This is a genomic window from Vreelandella sp. 21 (assembly GCF_050995515.1).
Lineage (GTDB): Bacteria > Pseudomonadota > Gammaproteobacteria > Pseudomonadales > Halomonadaceae > Vreelandella > Vreelandella alkaliphila.
Genome location: NZ_CP194673.1, coordinates 2333610 through 2347040, shown reverse-complemented (window position 1 = coordinate 2347040; position 13431 = coordinate 2333610). Strand labels below are relative to the sequence as shown.

Below are 13431 nucleotides of genomic sequence, written 5' to 3'. Positions count from 1 at the left end.
CTATGGATAAATTAATCATTACCGGCAATGGGTCGGTAGATGGCGAAGTGTGGGTGAGTGGCGCTAAGAATGCGGCGTTGCCAATTTTGTGTGCCAGCCTTTTGGCAGATGGTCCGGTCATTATTGGTAATTTGCCTCATTTGCAGGACATCACTACTACGCTGGAGTTGCTAGGACGAATGGGCGTTGAACCTGTGATGGGTGAGAAACTCAGTATCCAGCTTGACGGCTCTCAGGTAACGCAGTGTCATGCTCCCTACGAGCTCGTTAAGAAGATGCGCGCCTCCATTCTGGTGTTGGGCCCGTTGTTAGCACATTTCGGTAAGGCAGATGTTTCTCTACCAGGCGGGTGCGCAATTGGTTCACGTCCGGTGGACTTGCATATCCGTGGTCTTGAGGCGATGGGCGCAGAGATCCGCGTTGAAGCGGGTTATATTCGTGCCCGAGTTGATGGACGCTTGAAAGGAGCCACTATCTTCTTTGATACAGTGACGGTAACGGGTACCGAAAATCTGTTGATGGCGGCAACCCTTGCTGAGGGCACCACTATTCTTGAAAATGCTGCGCGCGAGCCGGAAATTGTCGATCTCGCCGAGTGTTTGATCAAGATGGGAGCTAATATTCGCGGGCATGGTACTGACACAATCGTGGTTGAGGGCGTTGCGACGCTGCACGGCTGCGAGCACGATGTCATGCCTGATCGTATTGAAACGGGTACTTTCCTGGTGGCAGCTGCCATGACGGGTGGTCGCGTGAAAGTGAAGCGCACCCGTGCCGATATTTTAGAAGCGGTGCTTGCGAAGCTTGAAGAAGCGGGTGCTGAGATTACCAATGGCGATGATTGGATCGCTTTGGATATGCACGGTAAGCGCCCAAAGGCGGTTAATATTCGCACTGCGCCCTATCCTGCATTTCCTACCGATATGCAGGCCCAGTTTGTGGCGATGAATGCTGTCGCTGAGGGGCATTCCCGGGTAGTGGAAACCATCTTTGAAAACCGCTTTATGCACGTACAAGAGCTAAACCGGATGGGGGCGAATATTGCCCTTGAAGGTAATACGGCACTGATTGAAGGCGTAGAAAAGCTTTCAGGTGCGCCGGTAATGGCTACCGACCTTCGTGCGTCAGCATCATTGGTGATCGCGGCAATGATGGCTGAAGGTGAAACGCTTGTAGATCGTATTTATCATATCGATCGTGGTTATGAGTGCATTGAGGAAAAATTACAGCTGCTGGGTGCGCGCATTCGCCGTATTCCTGGCTAAGCCATGTTATTAACCATTGGCCTAAATAATGAGTAAGCAACTGATTTTGGCCCTTTCAAAAGGGCGTATTCTGGACGAAACGCTGCCGCTGTTGGCAGATGCGGGAATTACTCCGGCAGAAGATTTGGGTAAAAGCCGTAAGCTGTTGTTTGATACTAATTTGCCAGATGTAAAGTTGGTGATTATACGGGCAACCGATGTGCCGACCTATGTGCAGCTGGGTGCCGCAGATGTAGGTATTGCGGGTAAAGACGTTCTGCTTGAGCATGGGGCTGAAGGTCTATACGAGCCCCTAGACTTGGATATCGCTCGTTGCAAGCTGATGACTGCTGGTGTGACAGGTCAGTTGCCTGCTGAAGCGCGTCGTCGTGTAGCTACTAAGTTTGTAAATGTAGCGAGGCGTTACTATGCAGAGCAGGGTATTCAAGCCGAAGTGATCAAACTCTACGGGGCGATGGAACTTGCTCCGCTGATGAATTTGGCCGATGAAATTGTTGATATCGTTGATACCGGCAATACGCTACGCGCCAATGGCATGGAGCCTCGAGAGCTCATTGCCCATATCAGCACCCGCCTGGTGGTTAATAAAGCCGCCATGACCATGAAGCATGATCGTATTAAGCCATTGTTAGCCCGCCTGGAAAGTGCGGTTAAAAAGCGTCAGACTCAGCCTATTGAATGACACGAGGTTTACCATGAGCGATAAGTCCACAGCCACCATTGCCCGTCTCTCGACTGTTGATGGGGCATTCCATCAGCATTTAGATGCGCTGCTGGATTGGGAAGGGGTGTCTGATAAGGCAGTACAGGCTCGTGTTGAAGAGATATTGGCAGATGTTAAACGGCGAGGTGACAGTGCGGTGGTTGAGGCGACAAATCGCTTTGACCGCCTGTCAGTCGAGAGTATGGAGCAGCTACGCCTATCTCCTGAGCAACTGAAAAAGGCCTTTGATGGTCTGCCTGCTGAACAGCGTAATGCGCTGTCAGCCGCCGCTGAGCGCATTAAGCGTTATCATGAGCGCCAGAAGCCAAGCTCGTGGCAATACGAAGAGGCTGATGGAACGGTGCTGGGCCAAAAGGTCACCCCGCTGGACCGCGCAGGTATTTATGTGCCAGGCGGAAAAGCCGCTTATCCTTCATCGGTATTGATGAATGCTATCCCTGCCCATGTGGCTGGTGTGCGCGAGATTGTGATGGTTGTGCCGACTCCGGACGGTGTGTTGAATGATCTTGTGCTGGCAGCTGCGCATCTGGCGGGCGTCGATTATGTGTTCACGATTGGTGGCGCACAGGCGGTCGCAGCGCTTGCCTATGGCACGGAAAGCGTTCCGCGGGTAGATAAAATCGTAGGGCCTGGAAATATCTACGTGGCGACTGCTAAGCGCGCGGTATTTGGTCAGGTTGGTATTGATATGATTGCCGGCCCCTCTGAAATCATGGTGGTGTCTGACGGCCAGACAGACCCAGATTGGCTGGCGATGGACTTGTTTTCCCAGGCTGAGCACGACGAGGATGCCCAGGCGATTTTTGTTAGTTGGAACGCTGCGCATCTCGAAGCCGTAGAGGCTGCAATCGAACGATTATTGCCGACACTTGAGCGTGAAGATATTGCCCGTGCTTCGCTGCAGCGTCGTGGGGCATTAATCCTATGTCAAGATCAAGGCGAAGCCATTGAATTGATCAACCGTATTGCTCCAGAGCACCTTGAGCTCTCTGTAGAGGCGCCCGGCGACTGGCTTGATGACGTGCGTCACGCTGGGGCTATCTTCATGGGGCGGCATACTTCGGAAGCTCTGGGTGACTATTGTGCGGGGCCGAATCATGTGCTGCCCACGTCTGGAACAGCCCGTTTTTCATCGCCACTGGGGGTGTATGATTTCCAGAAACGCTCCTCCATTATTCACTGCTCGCCTGACGGAGCGTCTGAGCTTGGCAGAATAGCCTCTGTACTTGCCCGAGGCGAATCACTGACGGCCCATGCTCGTTCAGCGGAGTATCGTATTAACGATTGAGTCTTGTTTGAAAAAAGCGCCGTCTGAACAAGCCGCTGATAACCATCAGAGCGACTTACGAGTCGCTCTGATGCTCTCCTGATGTAGCATTAATGGGTACCGGCCGCTCACCTACTTCCAGTGTCATGTCCATGCGCTCACCGCTTCGTACGATCGTCAGCGGTAGTTTCGTGCCGGGTGGAATGGAAGCAATCGCGCTCATTGTTACCCGAGCATCCAAAATCACTTGACCGTCAATAGACAGCAGAACATCGCCGGGCTGTAAGCCTGCTTTAGCGGCAGGCCCGTCTTTCACGACGCCAGCGACGATCACGCCTTGAGGGGTTCTTAGCCCAAACGATGCGGCCAGCTCGCGGGAGAGTGCTTGTGCTTCTATGCCAAGCCAGCCGCGTATGACGCGACCGCGGGTAACCAGTTCATTCAAGATGCTGTGGGCAAGGTTGGCTGGAATCGCGAAACCAATTCCTTGTGATCCCCCTGACCGTGAGAAAATAGCTGTATTAATGCCTACTAAGGCGCCGTCAGGGTTGGCTAATGCGCCCCCGGAATTGCCTGGATTTATCGCGGCGTCGGTTTGAATGAAGTCCTCGTAGGCATTTAAACCTAAGTGGCTGCGCCCCGTTGCGCTAATAATGCCCATGGTAACGGTTTGCCCAACACCGAAAGGATTGCCGATAGCGAGTGCTACATCACCCACGGCTACCTGTTCTGAGTCAGCAAGTTCGATCACTGGCAAGTCATCAAGGGTAATGCGTAATACGGCAAGGTCGCTTTCTGGGTCAGTGCCAATTACCTCGGCAAGTGTTTCCCGACCATCGCGAAGTGCTACCTGTATTTGATCGGCGCCATTAATGACATGGTGATTGGTTAGCACGTAGCCGTCATGGCTGACGATAACGCCAGAACCCAGGCTCGACAGCATTCGCTGATGAGTGGTTGCATCGTCGCCGCTGAAGAACTGCTGGAAAAAAGGATCAGACATTAATGGATGCTGATCGCGTTCAACAATGCGTGATGAATAGATATTGACGACGGCTGGCGCCGCTTGATTAACGGCGTTGGAGTAGCTTGCAGGCCCTTGGTTGCGGTTGAGCGGTTCTGCTTGGCGAATCTCAGGAGCAGGTCGATTGGCTGCCGACTCTCCGCTAGTAGGCACCAGCGAAGAGGGGGGTTCGACCGTTGCGGGTGGCGTTTGCCGAAACGGATTGGGCAAATACTCTGGGAAAGCAAGTAGCACCAAGGCAGCGAGCAATAACCCGGTGATAATTGGCCATATATAGGGCAGCACAGAGCGGTGCATGCGAAATTTCCTCAGCGGGTGATAGTCTAAATGTTCGTGAGGTTCGCGATAACGCGAAGCGAGATTTACAATAGTTCCATCGTAACACTTTATTGAGATGTTCCTCACGATAGCCTGTTAATCGGTTAAGGAGTCAGTGTGATCCATCGCGACCAACTAGTTGCTGCTTGCGACCATCAATTGCGGTCATCGCAATTTAAAGATTTTACCGTTAACGGCCTTCAGGTGGAGGGGCGTGACACTGTAACGCGGGTGATGTCAGGGGTGACGGCATGTCAGGCGTTATTGGAGGAGGCGGTCGCTTGGCGAGCGGACATGGTGTTAGTGCACCATGGTTATTTCTGGAAAAATGAACCGGTAGCTATTACCGGCATGAAGCAGAAACGTATTAAAACACTGCTGGATAACGAAATGAGCTTGCTTGCTTACCACTTGCCATTAGATGCGCATGCAGCGTTTGGCAACAATGCCGAGCTGGCCAAGCGTCTGGGGTGGAAGGTCGAGGGATGCATTGATGGTGAGCTTGGCGAAGGGTTGTTGTGGTCCGGCCGGTTGGCTGAGCCGCTAAGCGTTGCTGAGCTGGGAGGTCAATTGGCTGCAGTGCTCCATCGAGCGCCTTTAGTGGTCGAGTCGCCTTTAGTTGGCTCTGTGGAGCGGGTCGCATGGTGCACTGGAGGTGCTCAAGACATGATTACGGCGGCTTACGATGCAGGGGCGCAAGTTTTCGTGTCTGGGGAAATATCAGAGCGCACGACGCACTTGGCTAGAGAAATGGGTATTCATTACATCGCGGCTGGTCATCATGCGACTGAACGTTTTGGTGTCCAGGCGCTGGGTGAGTGGTTGGCGAGTGAGTATGGTATAGAGCACCGATTTGTCGATATCGATAATCCCGCCTAGCGTTAACTTGTGCAAAGCATCCGCATCGGTTGGCTATGCGGATGCTATTTGTCATGCAGGTGCTTTAAAAGCAGTTAGCCTTGCTGTTTCTTAATAACGAGGAGGTTGAGGTGTGGCTGTGTCATGCTCATTCAAACTGCTCTTCAAGCCAAAGTCTTCAGATAGCGTACCGCTTTTGCCATCTGCATAATCACGCGGAGTGTTAACATCACCTTCGTCCTCTGTGTTAGGCGCGAGTTTGTTTGTGGAAGGTGTAATGGCCGTTTCCAGTCTCCATTCAGCAGCTTCGCTGTCTATTTGCTGTTCTAGCCGATCAGCTTCCTGGCGAATATTAATGATGTGCTGCTGGATGCCGGTGAGGTGGCTTCCCATGCCTTTCTTAAGCTCGGCTATTTGATGTTCACGCTCAAGTAAAGCCTGCTTTAATGTGGCGTGGTCACGTTGGCTTTTGCTGAACAGGCGATAACACGCTAAGCCGATAACAAATCCAATAACGAGACCGATAATCGCAAAAGTGAATGGCGAGCTTGCTTCCACAGTATTCTCCCTAGAGATGATGCACGCCACCAAGCGCATGGCGGGGTTTGACAAATAGTTTAACAAACAGCTTAACAAAGCGTGACCATTATAGGCGCGTATCCGTCGGTTGGGTCAATCCGCTCATGCGCTTAGTTATTATGCAGCGTATAATATTCCTTTTTTATTAGGGCAGGCTGTGTTCTTACAACGTCACAGTTTCGTTCACGATGTGTGCTGTGGGAGCGAGTTGATGTCATCATTATCTGCACGTCAAGACAGTGAGCAGGCGAGCCGATTAACGCCTTTTGCGCGGTATCAGGAAGACTTAAAGCGTGACGATTTCCAGTACGACCCTGCTCAAGAGCAGGCGGTTAAGCATCTTCAGCGCCTTTATGATGAGTTATTAGCCATACCCGCTAGTGCTCCTAAAACTGTAGTTGCTAACAAAGGGTTAAAAGCAAAAGTTGCCGGGCTGCTGGGTAAAAAGGTCAGCGCCGGCGGGCCAGTGCTGCCGGAGGTTAAGGGGCTCTACTTTTGGGGAGGCGTGGGGCGTGGGAAAACGTATCTAGTTGATACTTTCTACGAGGCGCTGCCGTTCCCTGAAAAAATGCGCACCCATTTTCATCGTTTTATGCAGCGTGTCCACAATGAGTTGACTCACTATAAGGGCGAAAAGAACCCTTTGACGCTGATTGCTGGCAAGTTCGCTGCTGAGGCGCGCGTCATCTGCTTTGATGAGTTTTTTGTCAAAGACATTACCGATGCAATGATCTTGGCAAATTTGCTTGAGGCATTGTTTGAGCGTGGCGTGGTGTTGGTGGCGACATCCAATATAGTGCCGAACGACCTTTATAAAGATGGGTTGCAGCGTGCACGGTTTGTTCCTGCCATTGAGCTAGTGAATCACCACTGCGAGGTCGTCAATGTCGATTCTGGTGTTGACTACCGTTTGCGTGCCTTGGAGCGGGCTGAGATTTTTCATGCACCGCTTGATAAAGCGGCCGAGCAGGAGCTAAGCAGAAGCTTCAGAGAAATAGCCGGTCATGAAGGTGAGGAGGGGGCGCCTCTTGAGATTAATCATCGCGTTTTAAAGACGCGCCGACTCCACGACGATGTGGCATGGTTTGAATTTGTCGAACTCTGTGATGGGCCGCGTAGCCAGAATGATTACATTGAGCTTGCCAGAGAATTTCATACAGTTTTGGTATCTAACGTCACTCAGATGAATGTCAAAACAGACGATCAGGCTCGCCGCTTTATTAATATGGTTGACGAGTTTTATGATCGCGGGGTTAAGCTGTTGATGTCGGCAGAGGTGCCAGTTGAAGCGCTGTATCGCGATGGTAAGCTGACCTTTGAATTTCAGCGGACGCTGTCGCGTCTGCAGGAAATGCAGTCTAAAGAGTATCTGGCGCTACCCCATAAGCCCTAGTATCGGGTACTCCGATAAGTACGCTGCAAGCAAGAATAATATCAATAAGAGCGATATCAATAAAAAAGAGTGGCGGTACTTAACTTGCGGTGATACTTGCTGTAGAATGCCGCCTCGCTGCATGTTGCTGGTTTTTTCTGGCAACCAAAAAAAATAGGGATGGTGCTTCATCGCTTACGTAGCGGTGTAAGCTACCCAACACACTTAATCTGGTGATTTTATCCATGAAGACGTTCAGTGCTAAGCCGCAGTCCGTCCAGCGCGACTGGTACGTAGTCGACGCTACGGACAAAACGCTCGGTCGTCTGGCAACCGAGATTGCTCGCCGCCTGCGTGGCAAGCATAAGCCCGAATTTACTCCTCACGTTGATACTGGCGATTACATTGTTGTTATCAACGCTGAAAAAGTCCACGTAACCGGCAACAAGGCGAAGGCTAAAACCTACTATCGCCACACTGGTTACCCGGGCGGTTTGCGCTCTATGACATTCGACAAAATGCTTGATCATGCCCCTGAGCGCATTATTGAGTCTGCCGTTAAAGGCATGTTGCCGAAAGGTCCTTTGGGTCGCGCCATGTACTCAAAATTAAAAGTGTACGCCGGTGCCGAGCATCCGCATGCTGCCCAACAGCCGCTTGAACTGAACATCTGAGGAAATCTTCGCCATGACACAGCAGTATTACGGTACCGGGCGCCGCAAGACTTCCACCGCTCGCGTGTTTATGAAGCCGGGCTCTGGCAAAATTACCGTCAACGATAAAGATCTTGACCTTTATTTTGGTCGTGTAACTGGTCGTATGGTTGTTCGTCAGCCGCTTGAGTTGACTGAGACGCTAAATCAGTTTGACATATTTGTCACTGTTGCTGGCGGTGGTGGTTCCTCTCAAGCAGGTGCCATTCGTCACGGTATTACTCGCGCCCTGATGAACTACAATGAAGATCTGCGTCCAACGTTGCGCGCCGCTGGTTATGTAACCCGCGATGCTCGTCAAGTTGAGCGTAAGAAAGTCGGTCTGCGTAAAGCACGTCGTCGTCCGCAGTTCTCTAAGCGTTAATTTTACGCTATGCGGCAAAAGCGCCCAGGTCAAAGACCTGGGCGCTTTTTATTGGAATATCAAAAAATTATAACGCTTATACCACCATGGTCACGGGCGGTTGTTCTTGTGCAGAGCGCTTTGTTTTTTTAACATAGAGCGTATTTGATATTCGTCGTCGCAAGACGCCTTTGCGGCGGAACGGGTAAGCTGATGGGAGAAACCAGAAATGGCAGATAACGGCGTAAACAAAGGTCGGCGCCGTTTCCTTGTAGGCGCCACCTCCGTTGTGGGGGCGGTGGGCGCTGTCGGGGTTGCGGTCCCCTTTGTGGCTTCTTGGCAGCCTAGTGCCAAGGCAAGAGCGGCAGGTGCGCCTGTTCAAGCTGATATATCGAAGCTTGAGCCTGGGCAGCGTATGACCGTTGAGTGGCGTGGTCGGCCGATTTGGATTATTAATCGTACGCCGGAAATGATCGAGCGAACGGAAGCGTTAGGTGCCGACAGTTTAGCGGATCCTAATTCGGAGGTGCCGCAGCAGCCAGCGTATATCCAGGGTGACTTGCGCTCTATCAAGCCAGAAATAGGCGTATTGATTGGTATCTGTACGCATTTGGGTTGTTCGCCCCTGTTCCGGCCTGAGCCGAATGCTGAAGGGGTGGGGGTTGATAATTGGCCGGGTGGTTTCTTCTGCCCATGTCATGGCTCTCGCTTTGACTTGGCCGGTCGCGTGTTCAGTAATGTACCTGCGCCGACTAATCTTGAGGTTCCACCCTACCGCTTTGAAAATGATGACATTATTGTCATCGGCGAAGATGAGGAGGCTGCCTAATGGGTAATCCGAATAAAGCCAAGGCGGAAAAGGGCCTCATGCGTTGGGTAGACGATCGCTTCCCTGCTACTCAGATGTGGCAAGAGCATCTTTCCAAATATTACGCGCCTAAAAACTTCAACTTTTGGTATTTCTTTGGCTCATTAGCGCTGTTGGCGTTGGTTAACCAAATCTTGACCGGGGTTTGGTTAACCATGAGCTTTAACCCCTCTGCTGAAGGTGCATTCGATTCTGTCGAATACATTATGCGTGATGTGGAGTGGGGGTGGTTGATTCGCTATATGCACACCACCGGCGCTTCTGCCTTCTTTCTTGTCGTCTATCTGCATATGTTCCGTGGTCTCTTGTATGGTTCCTACAAAGCGCCTCGCGAATTAGTGTGGGTGTTTGGTATGACTATTTATCTGGTGCTAATGGCAGAAGCCTTTATGGGCTATTTGTTGCCATGGGGTCAGATGTCATACTGGGGTGCTCAGGTTATTATTTCGCTGTTCTCAGCGATTCCTGGCATTGGTCCCGATCTGGCTCAGTGGGTGCGTGGTGACTTCCTGATTTCAGGCATTACCCTCAACCGTTTCTTTGCACTGCATGTGGTTGCTTTGCCAATTGTTATTTTAGCGCTCGTCGTGCTGCATATTATTGCGCTGCATGAAGTGGGTTCAAATAACCCTGATGGTATTGATATTAAGCAGAAGAAAGATGAGGCGGGCGTGCCGTTAGATGGAATTCCCTTCCATCCTTACTACACGGTAAAAGACTTGGTGGGTGTTGCGGTATTCCTGTTCGTTTTCTGTGTGGTGGTGTTCTACTTCCCAGAAGGCGGCGGCTACTTTATTGAAAAGCCAAACTTTGATCAAGCTAACCCGCTACAAACACCTGATCATATCGCGCCCGTTTGGTATATGACGCCTTTCTATGCCATTCTTCGCGCCATTACTTTCTCGGTGTTCGGCTTAGACGCCAAGTTCCTTGGTGTTATATTCATGGGGGCTGCAATTGCGATATTGTTTGTCCTTCCATGGCTGGATCGTAGTCCGGTACGCTCAATGCGTTATAAAGGCTGGATGTCGAAAACCATGCTGACGCTGTTTGCTATCAGCTTTGTCATCCTTGGTGTTTTGGGTGTGTTGCCATCGACAGAGGGCAGGACGCTACTAGCCCAGGCGTGCACCGTGATTTATTTCGCCTTCTTTGTCTTGATGCCGTTCTACACCAAGCTGGAGAAGACTAAACCCGTTCCGGAAAGGGTGACTGGCTAATGAAAAAGTATCTTTTTGGACTCCTTTTCGCCTTAGTGCCAGTAACTGCAATGGCTGCCGGTGGTGCGAGTGTCCCGCACTCGATGGATCCTGATCTGCATGATCAAGCCTCGCTGCAAAATGGCATGAAGCTCTATGTTAACTACTGCATGGGATGCCATTCGCTTAAGTATCAACGCTTTGCTCGTGCGGCTGAAGATCTGGGGATGCCCCAGGATTTGGTTGAAGAAAATCTGATTTTCTCCTCTGATCTGGCGTTTAATGATCAGATGCATATTGCAATGAATAGTGGCGATGCTGAATCTTGGTTTGGTGCTCCGCCGCCCGATCTATCGCTAAAAACGCGTGTGCGTGGAGCGGATTGGATCTACTCCTATCTGCTTGGCTTCTACAAAGATCCGAGCCGCCCCACCGGTGTTAACAACACGGTATTTGATCTGGTTGCGATGCCTAACGTGTTGGAGCCTTTGCAGGGCGTACAAGAGCTGGTGTGCTCAGAAACTGATCATCCGGTGGCGGGTCAGTCACCCGATCCTTTGTCGGGTAAGTACCAGTCTTGTGATGTTCTGCAGGTGACCCAGCCAGGTTCCATGGAGCCTGCTGAGTTTGAGGAAGCGATGTATGATCTTACTAACTTCCTAGCTTATGTGGGCGAACCCTCAAAGCTTCAAGCTCAGGCGCTGGCACCTAAAGTGCTGATCTTCATTTTCATTTTTGGTGTGATTGCCTACTTGCTTAAGCGTGAGTACTGGCGAGATGTTCACTAATAATTAAGTGATGAATGGCATGTCGGGCGCACGGCGGAAGCCGTGCGCCCTTTGTTTATTTAGTCAGTCGTAATGCAAAGCGGGTTACCATCCCATAAGCTAGCGCTGGCGTGTTATTATCAAAGATTGTTTTGATGCGAGGATGCTTTCATGGGTGTTGTGGCCAAGCGGTCGTCGATGATCTTTTACTCTGGTAATGATGATCATTTTAGTCATCGTGTGCGCATTGTTCTGGCTGAAAAGGGGGTGGCGGTTGATATCGTTGATGTCAGCGACGAGCGTCCACCTGAAGAGTTAGCAGACCTCAACCCGTACAACAGCGTGCCTACGCTGCTAGATCGTGACTTAGTGCTTTATGAATCTAAGGTCATGATGGAGTATCTGGATGAGCGTTTCCCTCATCCTCCTCTGCTGCCTGTTTATCCGGTGGCGCGGGCGCAAAGCCGTTTGTGGATGCATCGTATTGAGCGCGAGTGGTGCCCAATGCTGGAGCAAATACGCACCGGTGGTAAAAAAGAAGCGGAAAAGGCGCGTAAAGAACTGCGCGAAAGCCTCATTGGGATTTCGCCTATCTTTGAAGATATGCCTTACTTTATGAGTGAGGAGTTTACGCTTGTAGACTGCTGTTTAGCGCCGATTTTATGGCGTTTGCCTGATCTGAATATCGAATTGCCTGAAAAGCAGGTAAAGCCTCTGTTGGGCTATATGTCGCGGGTATTCGAACGCGAAGCGTTTAAAGCATCTTTAAACGAGCGTGAAAAAGAGATGCGCGCTTGAATTCATGCTGCCTCTTCTCCTTAATCGGGTAAGGGGCATATTTGTCAGGAGGAGGGAGTCTTATGAAATCGAGCCGTCCCTATCTCGCCCGAGCTCTCTATGAGTGGTTGTTGGATAATGAGTTAACGCCTTATGTGGTGGTTGATGCTACTCAGCCAGGCGTGGAAGTACCGCGGCAGTTTGTTCAAAATGGACAAATTGTGTTGAATGTAGCGCCGACCGCTGTGCGTGACCTGTTTATGGAAAATCAGGCCATGGGGTTTAACGCTCGCTTTGGTGGCCAGCCTATGCAGGTAATGATTCCTACGCCTGCGCTTATCGCGATCTACGCTCGTGAAAATGGTGCTGGTATGGTGTTTGGGCATGAGCCAGAGCTGGATGCGGCAGAGTTTGATGATGCCGAATTAGATGGCGATTTTTCAGACGCTTTTGATGAATCGTCCAAGCCTGAGTTAACGGTAACAGAGCCTGTCCCTGAAAAAGAGGGTGACGTTTCTGCACTATCGACTAAAAAGGCTAAGAAAAAGCCGACGCTACGCGTGGTTAAGTAGCGTGGTTTTTAGCTAAGTGGTTAACTTATGCTCTTGAGCGACGGTTTTTCTTAGTAAAGCAGTTGGTGAATAAAAAACCTCGTCTCGGTGAAAAGCCGAGGACGAGGTTTTTTTATGACAGTGTGTTTAATCAATCGATATAGTCAAAGACTTTAACGATTCGCTGAATGCCGCCAACCGCGGATACCGCGTTAGCAATTCGGTTACCTTCATCTCGAGTCACCATGCCCATCAGATACACAGTCGCGTTTTCGGTGGTGACTTTCAGTTTTGATGAGTCGATGCGATCATTGGTGGCGAGTTGGCTCATCACATTGGTGGTTAGCCAGGTATCGTTTAGGCGTTGGCTAGCGGGTAGGTTTGCAGCAATACTGAGTTCGTTGTGTACTTGGTCTACGCCTCGTAGAGAGCTGGCGACTTCACCTGCTTTATTGCGTAGTTCCTCGCTAGGTACTTGCCCTACCAGAAGTAGTGAGCCGTTATAGCTATGCGCCCTGATGCGTGCATCCCTTAAGCGGGCATCTGAGCGTTCCAGTGCACGTGGTGCTTCACGTTCAATAGTTGTGTCAATGGCTTCAACATCACTGCTGCGCTGACCATAATTGGAAGGGTTAGATGCTGCGTTATTTGCACATCCAGTAAGTAAAATAACGCTCAGTGTCACAACGGCAGTCAGTTTGTATAAAGAATAGCGTAGGACCATGGCGATGACTCCTTTCAAAATGTAAAGTCAGTAGGTGTTAATCTACCCGTTTGATTGTGTCTGTGCAGTTTGATCTGCTCAG

The 13431-nt window shown here is 50.8% G+C and carries 15 protein-coding genes; 12 read left to right on the top strand and 3 right to left on the bottom strand.

From position 1 onward, the window contains the following. The first annotated feature begins 2 nt into the window (after positions 1–2). Genes murA through hisD form a run of 3 tightly spaced genes read left to right on the top strand, consistent with a single transcriptional unit; the run spans position 3 to position 3277 of the window. On the top strand, positions 3–1265 hold the full coding sequence (gene murA, locus ACN06F_RS11040; protein WP_433923903.1) for a UDP-N-acetylglucosamine 1-carboxyvinyltransferase: 1263 nt from the start codon (positions 3–5) through the stop codon (positions 1263–1265). 28 nt (positions 1266–1293) lie between these two features. Then, positions 1294–1947, top strand: a complete 654-nt coding sequence (hisG, locus tag ACN06F_RS11035) for an ATP phosphoribosyltransferase (protein ID WP_038485475.1) — start codon at positions 1294–1296, stop codon at positions 1945–1947. A 13-nt stretch (positions 1948–1960) separates the two neighbouring features. After that, entirely contained in the window at positions 1961–3277 is a 1317-nt protein-coding gene (gene hisD / locus ACN06F_RS11030) for a histidinol dehydrogenase (protein WP_038485472.1), read from the top strand. Positions 3278–3332: 55 nt separating this feature from the next. On the opposite strand, the gene ACN06F_RS11025 is transcribed toward hisD, so the two are convergent. Then, a complete protein-coding gene (locus tag ACN06F_RS11025; RefSeq protein WP_433923902.1) occupies positions 3333–4577 on the bottom strand; it encodes a Do family serine endopeptidase in 1245 nt (414 codons plus the stop codon). Between the two features lie 138 nt (positions 4578–4715). Here ACN06F_RS11025 and ACN06F_RS11020 point away from each other — a divergent pair, with 138 nt between their 5' ends. Then, a complete protein-coding gene (locus ACN06F_RS11020; RefSeq protein ID WP_038485466.1) occupies positions 4716–5477 on the top strand; it encodes a Nif3-like dinuclear metal center hexameric protein in 762 nt (253 codons plus the stop codon). 90 nt (positions 5478–5567) lie between these two features. Here the strand turns inward: ACN06F_RS11020 and ACN06F_RS11015 are convergent, their stop codons facing one another. Then, positions 5568–6014: a ZapG family protein gene (locus tag ACN06F_RS11015; protein ID WP_038485463.1), complete on the bottom strand. Its 447-nt coding sequence runs from the start codon at positions 6012–6014 to the stop codon at positions 5568–5570. A 232-nt stretch (positions 6015–6246) separates the two neighbouring features. On the opposite strand from ACN06F_RS11015, the gene zapE reads away from it, so the two are divergent. The 8 genes from zapE to ACN06F_RS10975 all read left to right on the top strand — a co-directional run bounded on the left by zapE (position 6247) and on the right by ACN06F_RS10975 (position 12646). After that, entirely contained in the window at positions 6247–7428 is a 1182-nt protein-coding gene (gene zapE / locus ACN06F_RS11010) for a cell division protein ZapE (RefSeq protein ID WP_433923901.1), read from the top strand. A gap of 224 nt (positions 7429–7652) precedes the next feature. Next, on the top strand, positions 7653–8081 hold the full coding sequence (gene rplM / locus ACN06F_RS11005; RefSeq protein WP_009721993.1) for a 50S ribosomal protein L13: 429 nt from the start codon (positions 7653–7655) through the stop codon (positions 8079–8081). A 13-nt stretch (positions 8082–8094) separates the two neighbouring features. Next, a complete protein-coding gene (gene rpsI, locus ACN06F_RS11000) occupies positions 8095–8484 on the top strand; it encodes a 30S ribosomal protein S9 (protein WP_038485457.1) in 390 nt (129 codons plus the stop codon). Positions 8485–8692: 208 nt separating this feature from the next. Next, on the top strand, positions 8693–9292 hold the full coding sequence (gene petA / locus ACN06F_RS10995) for a ubiquinol-cytochrome c reductase iron-sulfur subunit (RefSeq protein WP_038485454.1): 600 nt from the start codon (positions 8693–8695) through the stop codon (positions 9290–9292). After that, entirely contained in the window at positions 9292–10551 is a 1260-nt protein-coding gene (locus ACN06F_RS10990) for a cytochrome b (RefSeq protein ID WP_038485451.1), read from the top strand. Before petA ends, ACN06F_RS10990 begins: the two co-directional genes overlap by 1 nt. Next, positions 10551–11318 (top strand): cytochrome c1, encoded by a 768-nt coding sequence (locus ACN06F_RS10985; RefSeq protein WP_433923900.1) that lies wholly within the window; start codon positions 10551–10553, stop codon positions 11316–11318. Before ACN06F_RS10990 ends, ACN06F_RS10985 begins: the two co-directional genes overlap by 1 nt. Positions 11319–11468: 150 nt before the next feature. Further along, a complete protein-coding gene (gene sspA, locus ACN06F_RS10980; protein WP_038485445.1) occupies positions 11469–12095 on the top strand; it encodes a stringent starvation protein SspA in 627 nt (208 codons plus the stop codon). Between the two features lie 62 nt (positions 12096–12157). Further along, on the top strand, positions 12158–12646 hold the full coding sequence (locus tag ACN06F_RS10975; RefSeq protein ID WP_253485522.1) for a ClpXP protease specificity-enhancing factor: 489 nt from the start codon (positions 12158–12160) through the stop codon (positions 12644–12646). Between the two features lie 130 nt (positions 12647–12776). On the opposite strand, the gene ACN06F_RS10970 is transcribed toward ACN06F_RS10975, so the two are convergent. Continuing rightward, positions 12777–13349 (bottom strand): BON domain-containing protein, encoded by a 573-nt coding sequence (locus tag ACN06F_RS10970; RefSeq protein WP_038485439.1) that lies wholly within the window; start codon positions 13347–13349, stop codon positions 12777–12779. Positions 13350–13431 lie beyond the last annotated feature (82 nt).